Source organism: Phycicoccus mangrovi (assembly GCF_018729305.1).
Lineage (GTDB): Bacteria > Actinomycetota > Actinomycetes > Actinomycetales > Dermatophilaceae > Phycicoccus > Phycicoccus jejuensis.
Map to the genome: position 1 here is coordinate 65538 of NZ_JAHHWP010000014.1, position 22364 is coordinate 87901.

17 protein-coding genes and 2 tRNA genes are annotated in these 22364 nt (G+C 74.8%); 4 read left to right on the forward strand and 15 right to left on the reverse strand.

Annotation, left to right across the window (positions count from 1 at the left end):
- Nucleotides 1-72: 72 nt before the first annotated feature.
- The 5 genes from rpmG to KMZ30_RS12460 form a co-directional block, all read right to left on the reverse strand.
- Complete coding sequence (gene rpmG / locus KMZ30_RS12440) at nt 73-240, reverse strand: 50S ribosomal protein L33 (RefSeq protein ID WP_030526789.1); 168 nt, start codon at nt 238-240, stop codon at nt 73-75.
- Between the two features lie 130 nt (nt 241-370).
- Nucleotides 371-444: transfer RNA gene (locus KMZ30_RS12445), tRNA-Met, on the reverse strand.
- Nucleotides 445-497: 53 nt separating this feature from the next.
- Nucleotides 498-570 (reverse strand) — tRNA-Thr (locus KMZ30_RS12450).
- Between the two features lie 50 nt (nt 571-620).
- On the reverse strand, nt 621-1391 hold the full coding sequence (locus KMZ30_RS12455; protein ID WP_308279866.1) for a helical backbone metal receptor: 771 nt from the start codon (nt 1389-1391) through the stop codon (nt 621-623).
- A gap of 2 nt (nt 1392-1393) precedes the next feature.
- The gene (locus KMZ30_RS12460; RefSeq protein ID WP_215514097.1) at nt 1394-2155 is read right to left on the reverse strand and encodes an SDR family NAD(P)-dependent oxidoreductase; all 762 of its coding nucleotides are present in this window, start codon (nt 2153-2155) and stop codon (nt 1394-1396) included.
- A 78-nt stretch (nt 2156-2233) separates the two neighbouring features.
- On the opposite strand from KMZ30_RS12460, the gene KMZ30_RS12465 reads away from it, so the two are divergent.
- Together KMZ30_RS12465 and KMZ30_RS12470 are read left to right on the forward strand one after the other, a co-directional pair.
- On the forward strand, nt 2234-3031 hold the full coding sequence (locus KMZ30_RS12465; protein ID WP_215514098.1) for a deoxyribonuclease IV: 798 nt from the start codon (nt 2234-2236) through the stop codon (nt 3029-3031).
- A gap of 97 nt (nt 3032-3128) precedes the next feature.
- Nucleotides 3129-4379, forward strand: coding sequence for a glycoside hydrolase family 76 protein (locus tag KMZ30_RS12470; protein WP_215514099.1), 1251 nt, complete (start codon nt 3129-3131; stop codon nt 4377-4379).
- A gap of 41 nt (nt 4380-4420) precedes the next feature.
- Here KMZ30_RS12470 and KMZ30_RS12475 read toward each other — a convergent pair whose 3' ends face one another.
- From KMZ30_RS12475 to aroQ, 4 genes are all read right to left on the reverse strand, one after another.
- On the reverse strand, nt 4421-7960 hold the full coding sequence (locus KMZ30_RS12475) for an ATP-binding cassette domain-containing protein (RefSeq protein WP_215514100.1): 3540 nt from the start codon (nt 7958-7960) through the stop codon (nt 4421-4423).
- Nucleotides 7961-8015: 55 nt separating this feature from the next.
- Complete coding sequence (gene icmF / locus KMZ30_RS12480; RefSeq protein ID WP_215514101.1) at nt 8016-11258, reverse strand: fused isobutyryl-CoA mutase/GTPase IcmF; 3243 nt, start codon at nt 11256-11258, stop codon at nt 8016-8018.
- A gap of 59 nt (nt 11259-11317) precedes the next feature.
- The gene (locus KMZ30_RS12485; protein WP_215514102.1) at nt 11318-12367 is read right to left on the reverse strand and encodes a GGDEF domain-containing protein; all 1050 of its coding nucleotides are present in this window, start codon (nt 12365-12367) and stop codon (nt 11318-11320) included.
- A gap of 93 nt (nt 12368-12460) precedes the next feature.
- On the reverse strand, nt 12461-12907 hold the full coding sequence (gene aroQ / locus KMZ30_RS12490) for a type II 3-dehydroquinate dehydratase (protein WP_215514103.1): 447 nt from the start codon (nt 12905-12907) through the stop codon (nt 12461-12463).
- Between the two features lie 59 nt (nt 12908-12966).
- Here aroQ and KMZ30_RS12495 point away from each other — a divergent pair, with 59 nt between their 5' ends.
- A complete protein-coding gene (locus KMZ30_RS12495) occupies nt 12967-14421 on the forward strand; it encodes a M20/M25/M40 family metallo-hydrolase (RefSeq protein WP_215514104.1) in 1455 nt (484 codons plus the stop codon).
- 78 nt (nt 14422-14499) lie between these two features.
- Here the strand turns inward: KMZ30_RS12495 and KMZ30_RS12500 are convergent, their stop codons facing one another.
- From KMZ30_RS12500 to KMZ30_RS12515, 4 genes are all read right to left on the reverse strand, one after another.
- Entirely contained in the window at nt 14500-17133 is a 2634-nt protein-coding gene (locus KMZ30_RS12500) for a DUF4153 domain-containing protein (RefSeq protein WP_215514105.1), read from the reverse strand.
- Nucleotides 17130-17828, reverse strand: a complete 699-nt coding sequence (locus KMZ30_RS12505) for a response regulator transcription factor (protein ID WP_215514106.1) — start codon at nt 17826-17828, stop codon at nt 17130-17132. The genes KMZ30_RS12500 and KMZ30_RS12505 overlap by 4 nt, the downstream gene beginning before the upstream one ends.
- A gap of 89 nt (nt 17829-17917) precedes the next feature.
- Nucleotides 17918-18601, reverse strand: coding sequence for an NADPH-dependent F420 reductase (locus tag KMZ30_RS12510; protein ID WP_215514107.1), 684 nt, complete (start codon nt 18599-18601; stop codon nt 17918-17920).
- Between the two features lie 40 nt (nt 18602-18641).
- Nucleotides 18642-19601 carry a GlxA family transcriptional regulator gene (locus KMZ30_RS12515; RefSeq protein ID WP_215514108.1) on the reverse strand — a complete coding sequence of 320 codons (960 nt, stop codon included), beginning with the start codon at nt 19599-19601 and terminating at the stop codon, nt 18642-18644.
- 82 nt (nt 19602-19683) lie between these two features.
- Here KMZ30_RS12515 and KMZ30_RS12520 point away from each other — a divergent pair, with 82 nt between their 5' ends.
- Entirely contained in the window at nt 19684-19968 is a 285-nt protein-coding gene (locus tag KMZ30_RS12520; protein WP_215514109.1) for a hypothetical protein, read from the forward strand.
- On the opposite strand, the gene KMZ30_RS12525 is transcribed toward KMZ30_RS12520, so the two are convergent.
- Nucleotides 19902-21575 (reverse strand): FAD-dependent oxidoreductase, encoded by a 1674-nt coding sequence (locus KMZ30_RS12525; RefSeq protein WP_215514110.1) that lies wholly within the window; start codon nt 21573-21575, stop codon nt 19902-19904. The genes KMZ30_RS12520 and KMZ30_RS12525 overlap by 67 nt on opposite strands.
- A 50-nt stretch (nt 21576-21625) precedes the next feature.
- A complete protein-coding gene (locus KMZ30_RS12530; protein ID WP_215514111.1) occupies nt 21626-22363 on the reverse strand; it encodes an SRPBCC family protein in 738 nt (245 codons plus the stop codon).
- Nucleotide 22364: the final 1 nt, after the last annotated feature.

Consider the following 22364-nt stretch of genomic DNA (forward strand, 5'->3'; position numbering starts at 1 on the left):
ACGCGAGGCCGCCCGCACCCCGGGGGTGCGGGCGGCCTCGTCGGCAGCGGGCGCGTCCGTGACGCGCCGGCGTCAGCGGGTCTCGCGGTGCGCGGTGTGCTTCTTGCAGCGCGGGCAGAACTTCGCCAGCTCGAGCCGGTCGGGGTCGTTGCGCCGGTTCTTCTTGGTGATGTAGTTGCGCTCCTTGCACTCCGTGCACGCCAGCGTGATCTTGGGGCGGACGTCGGTGGCCTTGGCCATGGAAGCAACCTGCTCTCGGGAAACGAAGTGTGGATCTCGGGTGGCGCGTCGGCGCGGTCCTGGACTGCGCGCGGCACCAAGCACAACAGGGTACGCGCTCCGTGCGGTGACACGGAAATCGCGACCTCGGTAGCGGGAGCGGGGCTCGATCCCGCGACCTCACGATTATGAGTCGTGCGCTCTAACCAGCTGAGCTACCCCGCCTTGGGGGAACGACCGGGAGCCCTTCTCTGGGAGTCGGACCGCGGCCGGACCAGAGCCCCCTGTCGGAATCGAACCGACGACCTTTTCCTTACCATGGAAACGCTCTGCCGACTGAGCTAAGGGGGCGTGCGCACCAGTGGAAAACCGCTCTGGAGCGCGACGGAGACACTACACGGTCACTCTCGGTCGAGCGAAATCCGGGCCTCCACGAGGGCCGGTCCGTACCAGGTGAGGAGCCGTCCGGAGACGAGCCGGGTGGGCACCCGCGCGAACGCCTCGGGCCCGTCGGCCGCGGTGAACGCGTAGGGCTCGTCGGGCAGGAGGACGAGGTCGGCCAGCGCCGGGTCGTCCAGCGCCGCCACGTCGGCGCTCGGGTAGCGGCCCGTCCCCGCCTCTCCCCCGACGACGTCGTACCCGCAGCGCGCGAGCAGGTCGGCGGTGAACGTCGGCCGGCCGACGACCATCCACGGGTCGCGCCACACGGGGACGACGACCCGCGCCGTCGGTGCCGGCACCGGTCCCGACCACGCGTCGCGCGCCTCCCCCAGCCACCCGGGCTCGGCGACCTCCAGCGCCTCGCCGAGCAACCTCGCCATCGACGCGAGGGACTGCGGGACGGTCTCGATGTCGGTCACCCAGACCGCCAGCCCGCGCTCGCGCATCCGGCGCACGTCGAGCTCGCGGTTCTCCTCCTTGTTCGCGACGACGAGGTCGGGCCCGAGGGCCGCGACGGCGGCGAGGTCGGGGTTCTTCGTCCCGCGCACCCGGGCGACGTCGAGGTCGGCCGGGTGGGTGCACCAGTCGGTGGCCCCGACCAGCCGGTCGGGGCACGTCGCCGCGAGCGCCTCGGTCAGGGAGGGCACGAGCGAGACGACGCGGCGCGCCGGGCCCGCGAGGGGCACCGGCGCGCCGAGGTCGTCGCGCAGGGGGGCGCGGGTGGCCGCCACGGTCAGCGCGGCGCCATCCGCAGCGCACCGTCCATCCGGACCACCTCGCCGTTGAGGTAGTCGTGCTCGACGATCGCGAGCGCGAGCTGCGCGTACTCCTCCGGGCGCGCGAGGCGCTGCGGAAAGGGCACGCCCGCGGCGAGGCCGGCGCGGAACTCGTCGGACACCGTCGCGAGCATCGGCGTCTCGACGATGCCCGGGGCGATCGTCATGACCCGGATGCCGTGCTGCGCGAGGTCACGGGCCGCCGGCAGCGTGAGGCCGACGATGCCGCCCTTGCTCGAGCTGTACGCGGCCTGGCCGACCTGGCCGTCGTACGCGGCGATGCTCGCCGTGTTGACGACGACGCCGCGCTGGCCGTCGGCGTCGGGCTCCGTGGCCGCCATCGCCTCGGCGGCGACGGTGAGGACGACGAAGGTGCCGAGGAGGTTGACCTCGACGACCTTGCGGTAGAGCTCGATCGAGTGCGTGCCCTTGCGGCCGAGGATGCGTGCCGAGGGGCCGATGCCGGCGCAGTTGACGACGATCCGCAGAGGGCGGGCGTCGTCACCGGCCGCGACCTCGACGGCGGCGCGGACGTCGGCCTCGGAGGTGACGTCGGTCGGGACGTACTCGACGCCGTCGACGGCGGGGGCGTTCTCGCAGGCGTCGGGGAGGTCGAGGGCGACCACGCGGGCGCCGCGGCCGGCGAGGGCGGCGGCGGTGGCCGCGCCGAGGCCGGAGGCGCCGCCGGTGACCAGGGCGGTGGTGTCAGCGATCTGCATGGCGCCATCCTGCCCTGCCCCGGGCGCCGTGCCGGGATCGGGCGACCGACGGTCGGCGGCCGGTCGTACGGTGGGCGCATGGAGCTGCGCATCGGAGGACACGTCGACCAGGCCGACCCGGTGGCGGAGGCCGTCGCCCGGGGCGCCACCCTCAGCCAGCTCTTCCTCGGCGACCCGCAGAGCTACAAGGGCCCGGTCGTCGAGTACGCCGGGGGCGCGGAGGCGCTGCGGGCGGCCGCCGAGGCCGCGGGCGTCGACCTCTACGTCCACGCGCCCTACCCGATCAACGTCGCCTCGACGAACAACCGCATCCGCATCCCCGGCCGCAAGCTGCTCCAGCAGCACCTGCACGCCGCCGCCGAGATCGGGGCGAAGGGCGTCGTCGTGCACGGCGGGCACCTCGGCAAGGACGAGGACGCCGAGAAGGGCTTCGACAACTGGCGCAAGTGCGTCGACGGCCTCGAGATGCCCGTGCCGCTCCTCATCGAGAACACCGCCGGCGGCGACAACGCGATGGCCCGCCGGCTCGAGGCGGTCGAGCGCCTCTGGGAGGCCATCGGCCGGGCCGAGGGCGGCGACACCGTCGGCTTCTGCCTCGACACCTGCCACGCGCACGCCGGCGGCAACGACCTCGCCGACGTCGCCGCCAAGGTGCGGGCGATCACCGGGCGAATCGACCTGGTGCACTGCAACGACAGCCGCGACGAGTTCGACTCCGGCGCCGACCGCCACACCAACCTCGGGTCGGGGCACATCGACGCCGCCGACATCGCGCACGTCGTCCGCGAGGCCGGCGCCCCGGTCGTCGTCGAGACCCCCGGCGGGGTCGAGGGCCAGCGCGCCGACATCGCGTGGCTGCGTGACCGGTTGGCCTGACGCGATCGGACAGGGCGGCCGCCCGCGTCGACGGCCGGCACCGGTCTCCGTAGCGTCCTGACGGGTCCACGCCACCGGCCGAGGAGACCCGACGACGATGTCGACCCACCGCGCGACCAGCCCCACGACCCGCCTCTCCCGCCGCACCGTCAGCGGAGCGGCCCTCGCCCTCGGCGCCCTCGGCGCGACGGGCCCGACCGCCTCCGCGGCCACCTCCCGACCCGGACCGGCGACGGGCCGCGGCCAATGGGCCGAGCGCGCGGAGGACGCCTACGCGGCGCTGCAGCGGCACTTCGCCGTGCGCGACGGCAGCCGCCTCTACCTCGAGCACTGGCCCGCGGCCCCGGAGGACCCGACCTACTCCTACGAGTGGCCGTTCTCGCAGGCGCACGGGGCGACCCTCGACCTCACCGGCCTGCCCGGTGCCACCGGCCGGCGCTACCTCGACGACCTCGCCGAGCGCCGGACCGGGCAGCGCCGCTACTACAGCGCGGCGGGCTCGACGGGTCTGCCCGGCTACGCGTCCGCCCCGACCGCGCCGTGGGGCAGCGGCGGCGACTTCTTCTACGACGACAACGAGTGGGTCGGCCTCATCGACGTCCAGCGCCACCTCATGCACCGTGACCCCGCTGCCGTGCGCGACGCCCGGATGATCTTCGAGCTCGTCGTCTCCGGCTGGGACGACGACCCCTCGCACCCGGCTCCGGGCGGGGTGTTCTGGACGCAGGCGGACTGGAGCCGGGACCGGAACACGGTCTCGAACATGCCGGGCGCCCAGCTCGGGCTCCGGCTGTTCCAGCTGACCCGCGAGCGCCACTACCTCGACTGGTCCCGCCGGATGTACGCGTGGACCAACCGGCACCTGCAGATCCGCGACGGTGCGCAGGCCGGGCTCTACCACGACCACCTCGACCTCGCGGGCACGGTCGAGAAGACCGTGTGGAGCTACAACCAGGGTGTCCCGGTCGGCGTCACCACGCTGCTGCACCGGGTGACCGGCGAGCGGCGGTACCTGCGGGAGGCGTGCCGGGTCGCCGACGCCGCGCGCCGGTTCTACGCGCAGCCCGACCCCGAGCAGCCCGGCCTGACGCGGCTCGACACCCAGCCGGTGTTCTTCAACTCCATCTACTTCAAGAACCTCCTGCTGCTGGCCTCGGTGACCGGCGACCGTCGGGCCGCCGACGACATGGCGGCCTACGCGGACCGGCTGTGGCGCACCCGCCGCGACCGGGAGACCGGCGTCTTCCGCTTCGGCGGCGACTCGACGCAGATGATCGAGCAGGCCGCGGTCGTGCAGCTGTTCGCCGTCCTCGCCTGGTCGCGGAAGGACTGGTCGCTCCTGTACTGAGGTCCCGGGCCGCCCGGGGCTCCCGGGCGGCCCGCGCCGGCTCAGCCGGCGAGGTGCCCCCAGGCGCCGGACAGCTCGCGCCACGGACCGGTGGCGGCCACCCGCCCGTCGACGAGCACGACGACGCGGTCGGCCTCGGCGAGCGCCGCCCGCTTCGAGGTGGCGCCGACGACCGTCGTGCGGCGGGCGCGCAGGGCCTGCCACAGCTCGACCTCGGTCGCGGCGTCGAGCGCGCTCGAGACGTCGTCGGCGAGCAGCAGCTCGGTCTCGGCGGCCAGCGCCCGGGCCAGGGCGAGGCGCTGGACCTGCCCGCCGGAGAGCCGGACCCCGCGGTGGCCGACGAGCGCGTCGTGCCCGCCGGCCTCGCGGACGTCGTCACCGAGCCGGGCGTCGGCGATGGCGCCCTCGAGCGAGCGGCCGTGCCCGAGCGCGACGTTGTCGGCGAACGAGCCGGAGAGGACCCGGGGCACCTGCGCCACGTGGGCGACCTGGCCGGGCCGGAGGAACACCTGGGCGTCGTCGACCTCGACGCCGTTCCAGGTGATCGAGCCGGTGTGCTCGAGCAGGCCCGAGAGGGCGGACAGCAGGCTCGACTTGCCGGAGCCGACCTGCCCGAGGAGCAGGACGAGCTCCCCGGCGTGCACGGTGAGGTCGACGCCCTCGACCCCGCGCGTCCCGTCGTCGTGGACGGCCCCGACGCCGCGCAGGCGCAGCTCGCGCAGTGGCACCCGGCCGGGGACCGGGGCGGGCGGCGCGGTGCCGGCGACGAGGTCGACCCCCGCCGGCAGCCGCACGAGGTCGACGCCGCCGGCGAGCCGGCTCGTCGCCCGCTGCCACGAGCGCGTGCCCGGGGCCTCGGTGACGACGGCGCCGGCGACCCGGCCGAACCAGTCGAAGCCGTTGACGGCGCCGGCGACGAGGATCGCGGTGGCGAGGGACCATCCGCCGAGGACGTAGGTGCCCCAGGCCGCGACGACGCCGGCCTGCACCATGACGATCGGCACGCCGTCGAGCACGGCCTGGACGCGGTGCTCGAAGACGGCCGCGCGCACCCGCCCGGCGTCCACCCGGCGCAGGTGGCGGTGGGCGGACGGGGTGGCCGCGGCGAGCTTGACCGTGCGGGCCGACTCGAGCACCGACACGACGGCCCGGCCGAACCGCGCGCGGGCCCGCGAGGACTCGGTGGCCGAGCGGCCGGCGATCGGCCGGCCGACCGCCGAGGCGAGCGCCGCCCCGACGAGGACGCAGAGCAGCACGCCACCGGCGAGCAGGCTGCCGCCGAGGAGCGCGGTGACGACGACGATCCCGAGACCGTTGAGGAAGTCGACCCACCGGTCGGCGTAGAGGGCGTAACGGTCGGCGTCCATCGACCGGGCGACGACCTCGCCGGCGGGGGTGCGTTCGAGCCGGTGCTGGCGGGTCTGGCCGAGCAACACCGACATCCGGACCCGGAGCATGACCTCGATCCACCAGCGGGGGTAGCGGCGCATCGCCGCGACGAGGACGAACGGCGCCACGACGACCGACGCCGCGGTCAGGCCCGTGAGCACGACGGTCGTCGGGTCCCACGCGGCGTCGGTCTGCAGGCGCTCGACGAGGCGGCCCCAGACGTACCCGGTGCCCGCCCCGAAGGCGCCACCGAGCGCGGAGACGAGGAAGAGGACGGCCGGCCACACGCCCCAGCGCGGACGGACGAGCAGCGCCGAGAGGATGCCGCGGCTCAGCGACGGCCCGTGCCCGGGGTCGGGCAGCTCCGGGGGCGGCCCGGCCCGGCGCGCCCCGGCGACGGCGGTGGCGGTGGGCTCGGCCGGGGCCGGCTGCTCCGGGCGGCCGGGCTCGAGGTCGTCGCCGCTCGCCGCGAGGAGGGCTCGGAAGGGACCCTCGGAGCGCGCGAGGTCGGCGCGCGGCCCCTGCTGGACGACGCGCCCGTGGTCGAGGACGGCGACGCGCTCGGCCCGCCGGGTCGTCGAGAGCCGGTGCGCGACGAGGATGCCGGTGCGGCCGGTCAGCAGGCGGTCGGCCGCGCGCACGACGAGGGCCTCGGTCAACGGGTCCATCCGGGCGGTGGCCTCGTCGAGGACGACCACGGAGACGTCGCGGACGAGCAGGCGCGCGAAGGCGACGAGCTGCTCCTCGCCGGCCGACAGCGAGGTGCCGCCCGGGCCGAGGAGGGTGTCGAGGCCGTCGGGCAGGCCGGCGACCCAGCGCTCGAGCCCGAGCTGCGCGACGGCGCCCTCGATGCGCGCCCGGGGCAGGTCGGCGAAGAGGGTGATGTTCTCGGCGAGGGTGCCGGCGAGCACCTCGGTGCGCTGCGTGACGACACCGACGGCGGCACGCAGCTGCTGCAGGTCGAGGTCGAGGACGTCGACGCCCCCGAGGAACACCGTGCCCGGCTCGGGCTCGACGGCGCGCGAGACGAGCGAGGCAAGGGTCGACTTGCCCGACCCGGTGCGCCCGACGAGGGCGCAGGTGCGGCCGCCGGGCACCGTGAGGTCGACGTCGCGCAGCGCGAAGTCGCCCTGGGCGTAGCCGAAGTGCAGGTCGCGGAACTCGAGCTCGAGGGGGCCGGCGGGCACGGGGAGGCCGCCGGTGGGCTCGGGTGCGGCGCCGAGGAGCTGTCGCAGGCGCGTCACGGCGCCGAGACCGGCCTGGAGCTCGGGCAGGTGGCGGGCCATCTGGTCGACCTGGCCGACGAACGTGCTGGTGACGAGGAAGAGCGTGACGAGCCGGGCGACCGACAGGCCTCCCCCGGCGACGAGGGCCACCCCGGCGACGCTCGTGCCGGCGAGCATCCCGTAGAGCAGGACGCCGGTGCGGCGGGTGACCCGCGCCTGGAGGTCGACGACCTGCGCGAACCGCTGGTGGACGACCGACGACAGGGTGGCGAGGCGGGCGACGACGTGGGCCTGGCCGAGGCTCGTGCGCAGGTCGTCGCGGGCGGTCACGCCCTCCTCGAGGGCCGCGGCGTGGTCGGTCCAGGCGACCTCCTCGGCGACCTTGCGCTCGGCGATCGTCGGCAGCAGCCGCCGCACGAGGAGCACGGCGGCGGTCGCGGTGAGCGGGAACAGGACCCACGCCGGCCACCACGTGAGGCCGGCGACGACCCACATCGGCACGGCGGCGAAGACGGTCTTCAGCGCGTCCCAGACCTGGCGGCGCAGCATCGCGCCGACGTCGTGGGTGTCGGCGTCGACGCGGTCGAGGATCTCGCCGACCGCCTGCTCGCCGAGGTCGGGCAGCGGCTGGGCGAGTGCGGCGGCGACGAGGTCGTCGCGCAGCCGCCCCTCGGCGCGGTCGACGACGCCGGCCCAGACGGTGCGTCCGGCGGTGTCGAGGACGGCGGCGCCGACGACGCACAGGGCGAGCAGGCCGACGAGGCGGGTCGAGGGGTTCGCGGCGAGGAGGCCGGCGACGACGGTGCCGAGCGTGCGGCCGAGCGCGCCGGTGGCCGACGCGACGAGGGCGAGGCCGGTCGGCCAGCCGCGCAGCCGCCCGAGCCGCAGGCTGCGCTCGGCGGGGACGACGACATCACCCGCCGGCGCGAGCGTCGGCGTGACGGGTGCTGCGGTCGTCGTCCCCACGTGAGAAAACTACGACGTGGCACCGACGCCCGGCACCCGGGTTTCCGGGCGAGGGTCAGACGTTGCGGCGGTACTGCCCGCCCACCTCGAAGAACGCCTCGGTGACCTGCTGGAGCGAGCACACGCGCGCGGCGTCGACGAGCACCGCGAAGACGTTCTCGCCGCTCGTCGCGGCGGCCTTGAGCCGCGCGAGCGCGACCTCGGCCTCCTCGCGGTGGTCGGCCCGGAAGGACTCGACGCGGGCGAGCTGCCCCTCCTTCTCCTCCTCGGTGGCGCGCGCGAGCACGACCTCCTTGGGCGAGACGTCGGCCTCGGGCCGCACGAAGGTGTTGACGCCGACGATCGGCAGCGAGCCGTCGTGCTTGCGGTGCTCGTAGAGCATCGACTCGTCCTGGATGCGCCCGCGCTGGTAGCCGGTCTCCATCGCGCCGAGTACGCCGCCCCGCTCCGAGATGCGGTCGAACTCGGCGAGGACGGCCGCCTCGACGAGGTCGGTCAGCTCGTCGACGACGAACGAGCCCTGGAGCGGGTTCTCGTTCATCGCCAGCCCCCACTCGCGGTTGATGACGAGCTGGATGGCGAGGGCCCGGCGCACCGACTCCTCGGACGGGGTGGTGACGGCCTCGTCGTAGGCGTTGGTGTGCAGGCTGTTCGCGTTGTCGTAGATCGCAGTGAGCGCCTGCAGCGTCGTGCGGATGTCGTTGAAGTCCATCTCCTGGGCGTGGAGGGACCGGCCGCTCGTCTGCACGTGGTACTTGAGCTTCTGGCTGCGCTCGTTGGCGCCGTACTTCTCGCGCATCGCCACCGCCCAGATGCGTCGGGCGACACGGCCGATGACCGTGTACTCCGGGTCCATCCCGTTGCTGAAGAAGAACGAGAGGTTCGGCGCGAAGTCGTCGATGTCCATGCCGCGCGCGAGGTAGGCCTCGACGTAGGTGAAGCCGTTGGCGAGGGTGAACGCGAGCTGGCTGATGGGGTTCGCCCCGGCCTCGGCGATGTGGTAGCCGCTGATCGAGACCGAGTAGAAGTTGCGGACCTGGTTCTCGATGAACCACTCCTGGACGTCGGCCATCATCCGCAGCGAGAACTCGGTGGAGAACAGGCAGGTGTTCTGACCCTGGTCCTCCTTGAGGATGTCGGCCTGCACGGTGCCGCGGACGGTCGCGAGGGCCCGGGCCCGGACGGCGTGGCGCTCCTCGTCGCTCGGCTGACGCCCGTTCTCCTGCACCCACTTCTCGACCTCGCGGTCCATCGCGGTGTTGAGGAAGAACGCGAGGATGGTCGGCGCCGGCCCGTTGATCGTCATCGAGACGCTCGTCGTCGGCGAGGTGAGGTCGAAGCCGTCGTAGAGCGCCTTCATGTCGTCGAGCGTCGCGACGGAGACGCCGGAGGTGCCGACCTTGCCGTAGATGTCGGGGCGGCGGTCGGGGTCGCGGCCGTAGAGGGTGACGGAGTCGAACGCCGTCGACAGGCGCGTCGCCGGCTGCCCCTCGGAGAGCAGCTTGAAGCGGCGGTTGGTGCGGAACGGGTCGCCCTCGCCGGCGAACATGCGGGCGGGGTCCTCGTTGTCGCGCTTGAACGGGAACACGCCTGCGGTGAAGGGGAACCGGCCGGGGAGGTTCTCGCGGCGGAGGAACGTGAGCAGGTCGCCGTCGTCGGCGTGCCGTGGCAGGCTGACGCGACGGACGACGTTGCCGGACAACGTCTCCCGCGTCAGCTTGGTGTGGATCTCCTTGTCGCGCACCGTGACGACCTGCTCGTCACCCGAGTACGCCTCGACGACGGAGGGCCACTGCTCGAGGGCCTTGCGGGCCTCGACGGGCAGGGCGTCGCGCGCGTCGGCGAGCAGGGTGTCGAGGTCGGCGGTGTCCTTGCCGGCGGCCGCGAGCGCCTCGCGGGCGTCGCCGAGGCGCTGCACCCGACGGGCGGCGTCGGCCCAGCGCTCGGTCTCGGCGTGGAAGCCGCGGACGGTCTCGGCGATCTCGGCGAGGTAGCGCACCCGCTGCGGCGGCACGACCTGGCGCAGCATCGTCGAGTGGCGGACGTCGACCGGGGCCAGCGCGCCGTCGTCGACGGTGAGGCCCTTCGCGGCGAGCTGCGCGCGCAGCTCCTGGTAGAGCGCGGTGACGCCGTCGTCGTTGAAGGTGGCGGCGCTGGTGCCGAAGACGGGCATGTCCTCCGGCTTCTTCCCGAAGGCCTCGCGGTTGCGGACCATCTGGCGGCCGACGTCGCGCAGGGCGTCGAGGGCACCGCGCCGCTCGAACTTGTTGACGGCGACGACGTCGGCGAGGTCGAGCATGTCGATCTTCTCGAGCTGGCTCGCGGCCCCGAACTCCGGAGTCATCACGTAGAGGTTGACGTCGGCGTACGAGGTGATGGCGGCGTCCCCCTGGCCGATGCCGGGGGTCTCGACGACGACGAGGTCGTAGCCGGCGGCCTTGAGGACCGTGAGGACGTCCTCGAGCGCCTCGGGGACCTCGCGGTGCCCGCGCGTCGCGAGGGAGCGGAAGTAGACCCGGTCCCCGTCGAGGCTGTTCATCCGGATGCGGTCGCCGAGCAGTGCCCCGCCCCCACGGCGACGCGTCGGGTCGACGGCGACGCAGGCGATGCGCAGCTTGTCCTGCTGGTCGGTGCGCAGGCGGCGGACGAGCTCGTCGGTGAGGCTGGACTTGCCGGAGCCGCCGGTGCCGGTGATGCCGAGGACCGGCACGGTGCGGGCCGCGGCGGCGCGCTGCAGCTCACCGCGGAAGGCGTCGTCGAGGTGGCCGGTCTCGGCGCCGCTGATGGCGCGCGCGACGGCCGAGCGCTCCCCGGAGAGCACGGCCTCGACGCTCGTCGGCGCGAGGTCCCAGAGGTCGCGGTCGCAGGCGGCGACGACCTGGTTGACCATCCCCGGCAGGCCCAGCCGCTGCCCGTCCTCGGGGCTGAAGATCGTCACCCCGGCGGCGCGCAGGCGCTCGATCTCGCGGGGGACGATGACGCCGCCCCCGCCGCCGACGACCTGCACGTGGCCGGCACCGGCTTCGCGGAGCAGCTCGACGAGGTACTCGAAGTACTCGACGTGCCCGCCCTGGTAGGAGCTGACGGCGATGCCCTGCGCGTCCTCGTCGAGCGCGGCGTCGACGACCTCGCGGACCGAGCGGTTGTGCCCGAGGTGGACGACCTCGGCGCCCTGGCTCTGCATGATCCGCCGCATGATGTTGATCGACGCGTCGTGCCCGTCGAACAGGCTCGAGGCGGTGACGATGCGGACGGGGTGGGTCGGGACGTGGAGTCCCTCGCTCGGCTGCGCTGCCATGGGGTGGTCCTTCCGGGGTCGCCGGGTGGCGGTCCGGAAATAGTAGGACGTCCAACTACCTACCCGGAAGTCACGACCTCGGCGGGAACGCTGCCGACCTGGTCGCGCCCGGCCCGCTTCGCGACGTACAGCGCCCGGTCCGCGGCCGCGTAGAGCCGGCGCAGGTCCACCGCGTGCGTCGGGGCGTGGGCCACGCCGACGCTGATCGTCAGGGCGATCGGCTCGTCGTGCGCTCGCTCGAGCGGGCTCGCACGGACGGCCTCGACGAGCTCGGACGCACGGCGACGTGCCGCCTCGTGCGTGCTCCCGGGGAGGAGGAGGGCGAGCTCGTCACCGCCGAGCCGGCTGACGACGTCCCCCGGTCCACCGTGCCGGCGGACGGTGTCGGCCAGGTGGACGAGGACGGCGTCCCCCGTCGGGTGCCCCCAGGTGTCGTTGATGGTCTTGAACTCGTCGACGTCGAGGAGGACGAGCGCCGTCCCGCCGTCACCGTCGGCGACGGAGAGGGCGGACCGGGCGGCGTCGTCGAGCACCCGACGCGTGACGAGTCCCGTGAGCGGGTCGACGGCCGCCAGCTCCCGCAACCGGTCCGTGAGCCGGGCGTTGCGCTCGCCGGCCCGGACCAGGAGCCAGGTGCTCAGCACGAGCGCCACGCTGACGTACAGGAGGTCGACGGCGGCGTCACCGGACGGCGTGACCGACAGCACGAGGACCCCGTCGGCGACCACGGCACAGGTGGTCACGAGCCAGGCCGATGCGGCCGGCAGCTGCGAGGCGGCGAACAGGACCGGCGCGCAGAGGAAGACCTGCCCCGACGCCGACGCGTCGCGCGAGGCGAGGCCGGAGAGCACGATGGTGAGGACCCCCAGGATCGGGACGGGGAGCCAGAGCCAGGTCTGCAGCCTCTCGCCGGCGACGACGAGGAGGATCCCGACGACCATCATCGCGAGCGACGCGCCGATGACGGCGGCCTTCATCCCGGTGGACATGCCCTGGGGGACGAGGCTCGTCATCGTCACGCTGAGCCCTCCGGCCACGAGGCACAGCACCGCGCCGAACCGGGCGGCCGTCTCGCGGTCCCGGGGCCTCGGGAGGGACGGCGGTCGCATGGGGCAAGGCTAGGGAAAGCCCCTCGCCCCGTGGTCGGCTTCGGACGACATCGGCCGTAGGGGCCACCCGGGTCGGACCGATCGGCCGCCGGGTCAGGACCCCCCGGGACGGGACGCCACCCAGTCGACCGCCTCGGCGTAGCCGGCGACCCCGTGCCCGACGACGTGGTGGTCGCAGACGTCGGCGAGGTAGGAGAAGTGGCGGAACTCCTCGCGCGCGTGGATGTCGCTGATGTGCACCTCGACGCGCGGCACCCGGCAGGCCGCGATCGCGTCGCGCAGGGCCACCGACGTGTGCGTGTACCCGGCCGCGTTGACGACCATCCCGGCGATGCCGGAGCGCCCCTCCTGCACCCAGTCGACGAGCGTGCCCTCGTGGTTGGACTGCCGGAAGTCGACGGTCAGGCCGTGCCGCGCGGCGGCCTCGTGGCAGAGGCGCTCGACGTCGGCGAGGGTCTCGTGGCCGTAGACCGTCGGCTCCCGCTCGCCGAGGAGGTTGAGGTTCGGTCCGTTGAGCACGAGCACGGTGCGGGCGTCCATGCGCCGCAGCATCCCACGCCCCGGTTGCGGGCCCGGGGCGACGGACGTCTGATGGGGCGATGACCTCCACCCACCGGTCCCCCTCCCCCTCGCGACGCACCCTCATCGCCGGCACCGTCGGCGCCGGCGGCGCGCTCGGCGCCTCCGCGGTCGCCGGCCCGGCGGCCGCCGCGGCCTCGTCCGGCGGGCACGGCCGGCGCGACGGCGACTGGCCCGACGGCCCGGGACGGTCGGTCCGCCCGCAGCGGCCCACCGACGAGCTGCGCAGGATGGTGCGCGAGCTGGACCCGGCGCGCATCGACGCGACGATCCGCCGCCTCGTCGCGTTCGGCACGCGGCACACCCTCTCGTCGCAGGACGACCCGCGCCGCGGGATCGGGGCCGCCCGCGACTGGCTCTTCGAGGAGCTCTCCCGCTCCGCGCGGGCCTCCGGCGGCCGGATGACGGTCGCCAAGCAGTCCTACGTCCAGCAGCCGGCGAGCCGCATCCCCGTGCCGACGCGCATCACCAACGTCGTCGCCACGCTGCGCGGCTCGAGCGAGCCCGAGCGCGTCTACGTCGTCTCGGGGCACTACGACTCGCGCGTCACCGACGTCATGGACGCCACGAGTGACGCGCCCGGTGCCGACGACGACGCCTCGGGCGTCGCGGTCGTGCTCGAGATGGCGCGGGTCATGGCGCGGCACCGCCCGGCCGCGACGATCGTGTTCGCGGCGGTCGCCGGCGAGGAGCAGGGCCTCTACGGCTCGACGTACCTCGCCGAGTCGTTCCGCACCGCCGGCACCAACGTGCAGGCGATGTTCACCAACGACATCGTCGGCAGCCCGACCGCCGACGACGGCACCCGTGACCCGCGCAGCCTGCGGCTCTTCGCCGAGGGTGTCCCGAGCGACGAGACGCCGGAGGAGGCCGCGGTCCGCCGGTCGGTCGGCGGCGAGAACGACTCCCCCGCAAGGCAGCTCGCCCGGTTCGTCACGGATGTCGCGCACCGCGACGTCACCGGGATGGACGTGCGGGTCGTCTACCGCCGCGACCGCTACCTGCGCGGTGGCGACCACATCCCCTTCCTCGAGCGCGGCTTCCCCGCCGGCCGGTTCACCGAGCCGAACGAGGACTACGACCACCAGCACCAGGACGTGCGCGTCGAGGACGGCCGGCAGATCGGCGACCTGCCGGAGTTCTGCGACCCGCGCTACGTCGCCGGGGTCGCCCGGGTCAACACGGCGACCCTGTGGTCGCTGGCGACGGCACCGGGCACCCCGACGGACGTCACGGTCGAGACCACCGAGCTGACGAACGACACGGTCCTGCACTGGGCGCCGACGCCCGGCGCCGCCCGGCACGAGGTCGTGTGGCGGCCCACGACCGAGCCGGACTGGACCCACGTCATCGACGCCGGCTCGGCGAGCACCCTGCGCGTCGACCTCTCGAAGGACAACGTCGTGTTCGGCGTCCGGTCGGTCGGTCGTGACGGGCGGCGCAGCCCGGCGGCCTTCCCGCAGCCGCAGCGCTGAGAGCCCGTCGAGGGAACAGGACACGCCGCCGGCACCCTGCTGCTGACGGCGCGTCCTGTTCACTCGACGGGTGGGGGCTCAGCGGCGGAGCTCGTCCGTCATCACCGCGGCGCACGAGTCCGGCGCTGATCCGGGCTGGGGCCCGACCCCGTCGAAGGCCGTGACCGCGCGGGAGCGGCCCAGGTTCCACGACAGCCAGTCGTCCGGACCCGGACCGGCGTCCCCCCAGAGGCTCGACACCGGTGCGTACGCGGCGACGCAACGGACCACGTCGCGGGGCAGGCGGTCGGCGATGGCCGGTGCCGCGTCGGCGGAGAGGCTCGACAGGTAGAGCAGGTCGAGGGTGCGGCCGGCCTCGTAGCGGTCGATGTTGCGGTTCGCCACCCACGCGTCGGGGTTCATCGCGGCGAAGCCGAGGGTGAAGACCGCCCCCGCCACGAGGACGGCCCGCGGCACCCAGCGCCACGAGAGCCGCAGCACGCCGATGAGGAGCAGCACGACGACCGCGCCGAGCCACAGCTCGAACCCGTCGACGAACACGCGCAGCACCGTGTACCCGAACGCGTCCTGGTAGAGCGACATCCGCGAGAGCGCGGAGACGACGACGGCGAGCGTCGCCAGGCCCAGGCCGCCGAGCAGCGCCCGCAGGACGAGCCGGTCGCGCGCCGACTCCCGCGAGGCCACCCGCAGGGTCGTCGTGATGACGAGGACGGTCAGCGCGGTCGCGACGGTCAGCTGGCCGAACCCCTGGTGGACGTACTCGGCGTGCGTGAGGCCGGTCGTGCGGCGCAGGTAGGCGTCCCCGCCGAAGAGCGCCGCGGCCTGGGCCACGAGGAAGCCGACGAAGAGCGCGAGCACGAGGCCGACCGGGACCGCCCACTCCCAGACCGGGCGCGCGCGCCGCCGCTCGGGCAGCACGACGGCGTCGACCTGCGGCGGGTTGAGCGCGAGGTAGGCACCGGTCAGGGCCACCCCGGACAGCAGGACGAAGGTGAACCCGCGGACGACGATCGAGTCCCACCCGAGGTCGGGCACGAGCGCCGACGCCCACGAGCCGAACACGGCGTCTCCGGTGGCGAACAGGCCGCCGAAGACCACGAGGACGAGCGCGGAGACCGCGACGGTCCGGACGACCGGCCACAGCGCCCCGACCCGGCTCGTCGCCGTGAGGGTCCGCCCGAGCAGCGGCAGGCCGCGCAGCGCCGAGAGCGGCCACGCCGCCCAGCTCGTGACGATGGCGAGGAACCCGTGCGCCCGGGTGAGGGCGGCGGCTGCGACGGCCACCCCGGCGAGCACCGAGAGGACCACCACCCCCTCGGCGTCGCGCAGCGTGGGGACGAGCGCGAGCAGGGCGGCGACGACCCCGCCGGCGACGGTCCACGGGTCCCGCCGGTGCCGCGCGACGACCCACATGAGTGCCCCCGTCGCGAGCATGACGAGGCTCGTCACCAGCCCGATGTTCCGGTCGACCCAGGTCAGCGCGCCGAGGAGCCCGATGCCGAGCCCCGCGGCCACGACCCCGATGCGGGGGCGGCCGTCGGGCTCGGGCCAGAGTCGCGCGACGGCGCCGTCGACGGGCCCGGCTCCCCCGCCGTAGGGGACGGCTGGGGCCGAGGGGGTCGCGGTCATGACGGGCTCCGGTGTGGTCGGTGGGACGGTGACGTTCGAGGCGGCGAGCTCCTCGCGGACGTGCGAGGGGCGCCGGTCGCTGGGGGCGGTCGGCAGGGTGACCCGCAGCGTCGCGCCGGTCGTACCCGCGGGCGTCGGGACGACCTCGACCCGGCCGCCGTGCAGCTCACAGACCCAGCGGACGATGGCGAGCCCGAGGCCGGTCCCGCCGGCGGCGTCGGCACCGGTGCCGAACCGCTCGAAGACGCGCTCGGCGTCCGCCGCGGGGATGCCGGGACCGTCGTCGCGGACCTCGAGCACCCAGCGGCCGCCCTCGTCGGCGCGTGCGTCGAGCCGGACGTCGCCGTGCGCGGGGCTGTGCCGCACCGCGTTGTCGACGAGGTTGGCCACGAGCTGCGCGAGGCGGGCCGCGTCACCGGTGACCGTGAGGTCGGGCGGCGACACCCGGTGGCGCAGACGGACGGGACGGGCGGCGACGCTCGCCTCGTCGACCGCCCGGGCGAGCAGCGACTCGACCCGCACCGGCGCGAGGGTGAGCGGTGCCACCCCGGCGTCGACACGGGAGAGGTCGAGGAGGTCCTCGACGAGCGCCGAGAGGCGTTCGGCCTGCGCGAGAGCGGATTCCAGCGTGGCGCGGTCCGGGGTGGTCACGCCGTCGACGAGGTTCTCCAACAGGGCCCGCTGAGCGGTCAGCGGGGTGCGCAGCTCGTGGGAGACGGTGGCCACGAGCCGCCGCCGCTCGAGGTCGGCGCCCGCGAGGTCCGCGGCCATCGCGTTGAACGCGCGGGCCAGCTCGCCCACCTCGTCCGACGAGCTCGTCGCGACGCGCTGGCCGTAGTCGCCCGCGGCCATCCGCCGGGCGGCGGCGGTCATCTCGCGCAGCGGCGAGGTCATCCCCCGCGCCAGCCACTGCGTCACCGCGACGGCCGCGCCGGCGGTCACCGGCAGGCTCGTCCACCAGGGCACCCCGGCGCCGTCGCCGATGGCGGCGACGAGCACGCCGGCCAGCACGCTGGCCCCGACGAGGACGCCGAGCTTGAGCTTGATCGAGGTGACCCCGTCGAGCGGGCGGTCGGTGTTCACCGCGGCACCTCGAGGGCGTAGCCGACGCCGTGCACCGTACGCACGCGGTCGGCGCCGACCTTCGCGCGCAGGGCCTTGACGTGGCTGTCGAGCGTCCGGGTGCCGGAGGCGTCGCCCCAGCCCCAGACCTCGCGCATCAGCTCCTCCCGCGGGCGCACGACACCCGGGGCGGCGGCGAGCGCGCAGAGCAGGTCGAACTCCAGCGGCGTGAGGTGGACCTCGGTGCCGTCGACCGCGACCCGCCGGGTGGCCGGGTCGACGACGAGGCCCGCGAGATCCATCCGGCCGGTCGAGCGAGCGAGCTGCTCGGCCCGCTCGACCCGGCGCAGCAGCGCCCGCAGCCGGGCGACGACCTCGCGCATCGAGAACGGCTTGGTGACGTAGTCGTCCGCGCCGACCCCGAGGCCGACGAGCAGGTCGGTCTCGTCGTCACGCGCGGTGAGCATGAGGACGGGCGCCGGCCGCAGCGCCTGGATGCGCCGACACACCTCGAGGCCGTCGAAGCCGGGCAGCATCACGTCGAGGAGCACCGCGTCCGGCCCGTGCTCCTCGAAGGCCGCCACGGCGGCCGGACCGTCCCCCGCCGTGACGACGCCGAACCCCTCGGCGCGCAGCCGGTCGGCCACCGCCTGCCGGATGGTCGGCTCGTCCTCGACGACGAGGACGACCTGCGCCCCGCTGCTCCCCTCGCTCATGCGACGAGACTAGGGACACCGGCGTGGGGGCCGCCCGCGCGACGTGTGGAGATCGTGTGAAGGAGCGGCCCGGGGCGCGGGCCGCCGCCTCACATGTCGCGGTAGCGCCGGGCGGCGGCGACGCGCTCGCCCAGCCGGGCCGCATCGGCCGGCACGGGGTGGGACCAGTCGTCGCCGTCGGCGTACGGCAGCCCGTAGGCGGCGGTGTCGCGCTGGGTGCGCCAGCCCTCGGCGAGCGGCCCGAGGTCGAGGGCGTCGTAGCCGATGGAGTCGAGGAAGGCGGTGACTGCGGCCTTGGCGTCCGCGTCGTCCCCCGCGATGGCGAGCGCCGAGCGGTCGGGTGCTCCCGCCGGACGGGCCAGCGCGCCGAGGGCGCCGGAGGTGATGTTGTTGAAGACCTTGACGACCCGGCTGTCCGCGAGGTGCTCCTGGACGAGCTCGCTCGTCGTCGTGCTCTCGTCGTCGAGCGCGGCGACGTGGCCGTCCCGCTCCGGGTAGTAGTTGATCGTGTCCATGACGACCTTGCCGGCGAGCTCCTCCGCCGGGAGGTCGCGCAGGGCCATCAGGGGCACGGTGACGACGGCGAGGTCGGCGGCCTTCGCGGCCTCCGGCGGGGTCGCGGCGCAGGCCTGCGGGCCGAGCTCCTCGACGAGGTCGCGCAGCGTCTCGGGGCCGCGCGAGTTGCTGAGCACGACGTCGTGGCCGGCGGCGACCGCCAGCCGGGCGAGGGTGCTCCCGATGTGTCCTGCTCCGAGGAGTCCGATGGTGCTCATGCGGAGGAGAACGACGCCGGGCGCGGGCCCATTCCGACCCTCAGGCGCCCTCGGGGCAGCGGTACTGGCTGCGGAAGGCGGTGGGCGAGACGCCGGTGCACTTCGTGAAGTGGTGCCGCAGCAACGCGGCGGTGCCGAACCCGGCGTCCCGGGCGACGTCCTCGACCGACAGGTCGGTCTCCTCGAGCAGCTCGCGCGCCCGCAGCACCCGCTGCTCGGTGATCCACTGGTGCGGCGTCGTGCCCGTCTCGGCGACGAACCGGCGGGCGAAGGTCCGCTCCGACATCGCCGCGAGGCGCGCGAGGTCGGCGACGGCGTGCTGCTCGCCGAGCCGGTCGAGGACGTGCGTGAGCACCGGCCCGAGGGACTCGGCCTCGGTCGTGGGGACGGGCCGCTCGACGAACTGGCGCTGGCCCCCGTCCCGGTGCGGCGGGACGACCATCCGCCGGGCGATCCGGCCCGCGACGGCGGCCCCGAGCTCGAGCCGCACGAGGTAGAGGGCGGCGTCGATGCCCGCGGCCGTCCCGGCGCTCGTCACGACGTTGCCGTCGTGCACGTAGAGGACGTCGGGGTCGACCGTCGCCCGGGGGAAGCGGGCGGCGAGGTCGGCGGCGTGGCGCCAGTGGGTGGCGCAGCGACGGCCGTCGAGGAGCCCGGCCGCCCCGAGGGTGAACGCCCCGGAGCACACGGAGAGCACCCACGCCCCCCGCTCGGCCGCCGCGCGCACGACGCGGACCACCTCGGGGGAGGGCTGGTCGGCGCTCGAGGACGCGGGGACCGCCACGAGGTCGGCGTCGAGGGCCGCCTCGAGGCCGTGGGCCGCCGTGACGCTCGTGCCGTTGCCTGCGTCGAGGGCCCCGGGTCGCTCGGCGCACACCCGGTAGTCGACGGGCGGGCACCCGTCGTCGGTCCGGTCGATGCCGAACACCTCGGCGAGCACGGCGTACTCGAAGAGCTGGACGGGCTCCTGGAGGATCACGGCGACGGAACGGAGGGGCATCCCGCGAGTATGGCAGGAAGTTGACGAGCAGCGACAGGTCTGCCACTGGTGGCACCATCTACACCGGGCACAAGATCGTGCCATGACCTTCACCGAGATCCTCGACACCGCCACCACCCTCGCCGTCACCGGCGTTCTCGTCGCCCCGGTCGTCTACCTCCTGGAGCGGACCCACCGCCGCGCGTCGCTCGACGCGGGCGGCCGCGCCGACCGGTGGCTGCGGGCGCACGACGTCGACGACGCGGACGCCCGTCGCCTCGCCGCCGACCTGCGCGCCGCGCAGCCGACCCCGGCCGAGCCTCAGGCGGGTGCGCCGACGCGCTCGGCGGTCCGCTGCCCCGCGGTGCCGGCCGCCCAGGTGCGGTAGCCCCCGTCGAGGTTGCGCACGGAGCGCCCGTGCTGCGCGAGCAGCCGCGCCGCCACGTACCCGCGCAGCCCCACCTCGCAGTGGACGACGAGCGGGCCGTCGGGCAGCTCCTCCAGTCGCGCGCGCAGGTCGTCGACCGGGATGTTCACCGCCCCCGGCACGGGGCGCACCGCGTGCTCGCGGGGGCTGCGGACGTCGACGAGCGTCGCGCCGGCCGCGAGCGCGCCGTCGAGCTCGTGCCACTGGAGCGTCTCGACGTCGCCGTCGGCCACGGCGCGGTCGACCCAGCCGAGCATGTTGACCGGGTCCTTGGCCGAGCCGAACTGCGGGGCGTAGGCGAGCTCGAGGTCGGCGAGGTCACCGGCGGTCAGGCGGCCGGCCATCGCGGTGGCGACGACGTCGATGCGCTTGTCGACCCCGTCGCGCCCGACCGCCTGGGCACCGAGGATCTCGTCGGTCCCCGGGTCGACCAGGAGCTTGAGGGCCATCGCCTCGGCGCCCGGGTAGTACCCGGCGTGCGACCCGGGGTGGGTGTGGATGACGCGGTGCGGACGACCGGCCTCGCGCAGCCGCTTCTCGTTCCACCCCACGGCGGCGGCCGCGACGCCGAACACCTCGACGATCGCCGTCCCGAGCACCGGCCGGTCGACGCCCGGCCGTCCGGCGATGACGTCGGCGACGACCCGGCCCTGGCGGTTGGCGGTGTTGGCGAGCGGGACGAGCACGGACGACGCGTCCAGACCGTCGCGCTTCTCGACGGCGTCGCCGACGGCGAAGACCGCCGGGTCGGAGGTGCGCAGCGAGTCGTCGACGAGGATGCCGCCGCGCTCGCCGAGGGCCAAGCCGGCCGCAGCCGCGAGCGAGGTCTCGGGGCGTACGCCGATGGCCGCGACGACGAGACCGGCCGGCACCGCACGGCCGTCCGAGAGGTGCGCGAGGTGGGGCTCGCCCGGCTCGCCGGGGTCGATGCGGACGACCGAGACCCCGAGCGCGAGCCGCACCCCGGCGGCCCGCATCGCGTCGTGCACCGGCTCGACCATCTCGGGGTCGAGCGGGGCCATGACCTGGTCGGTCGCCTCGACGAGGGTCACCGCCACGCCGCGGTGGACGAGGTTCTCGGCGACCTCGACCCCGATGAAGCCACCCCCGACGACGACCGCCTCGCGGGCGTCGCGGGCCGAGGCGACGAGATGGTCGAGGTCCTCGATGTCGCGCAGCGTGTGGGCGACCGAGATCCCCGGGATGCGCGGCACGACGGGCCGCGCGCCGGGCGAGAGGACGAGCGCGTCGTACTCGAGCTCGACGTCCTCGTCCGTCGCGAGGTCGCGCACCGTGACCCGCCGGTTCGCGCGGTCGATCGCGCGCGCCTCGTGCCGCACCCGGACGTCGATGGCGAAGCGCGCCGCCAGCGACTCGGGCGTCTGGAGCAGGAGGGAGGAGCGCTTCTCGATGACACCGCCGAGGTGGTAGGGCAGGCCGCAGTTCGCGAACGAGACGTGACCGCTGCGCTCGACGACGGTGATGGACGCCTCCTCGTCGAGACGCCGCAGCCGCGTGGCAGCGGACATGCCACCGGCCACTCCCCCGATGATCACGATCTTCTGCATGGGTCGATCGTATACCCCCGGGGGTAGTGGCCGGTGACGGTCGCGGTGGCTCAGCGGTTGCCGATGAGCCACCCGATGACGAGACCGATGACGCCGACGACGACGTAGGGCGCGTAGGACTTGACGAGCACCGGCAGCACGGTGGCCCCGAGGTCGAGCGCGTCGTCGTCCTTCGCCGCCGGCCGGGGCGCCGGCCGCGGCGCCGGGGTCGGGGTGGGCGCGACCGTGGCCACCGTCGGCTCGCTCGTCGTGGGCGGCGCCTCGGCGGACTCGGCGGCACCGGCCGTCGACGCGTCGGTGGCCTCGGCGGTCGCGTCCGGCGACGGCGCGTCGTCGGCGGCCGGCGCCTCGCCGAGCACGCCCTCGATGCAGCCGACGAACTGGCCGAGCAGCTTGTCCGAGACGTCCTGCATGACACCGCGCCCGAACTGCGCCGGCTTGCCCGTGACGGCGAGGTCGGTGACGACCTCGACCCGGGTGCCGGTGCCGTCCGGGGCCAGTTGGATGCGGACCGTGGCGCCGGCCGTGCCGTTGCCGCGCTTGTCCTTGCCCTTGGCCTCGATGACCGCGTGCTTGGCCGCGTCGTCCTTCTCGACGAAGTGGCCGGTGCCCGCGTACTGGAGGGCGATCGGGCCCAGCTTGACCTTCACCGTCCCCGCGAACCCCTCCTCCGAGACCTCGGTGACGGTGGCACCCGGGAAGCAGCTGCCGACCCGCTCGAGGTCCATGAACGTGGCCCACGTCGTGTCGACGTCGGCGGGGACGGTGAAGTCGTGCGTGAGCTCCATG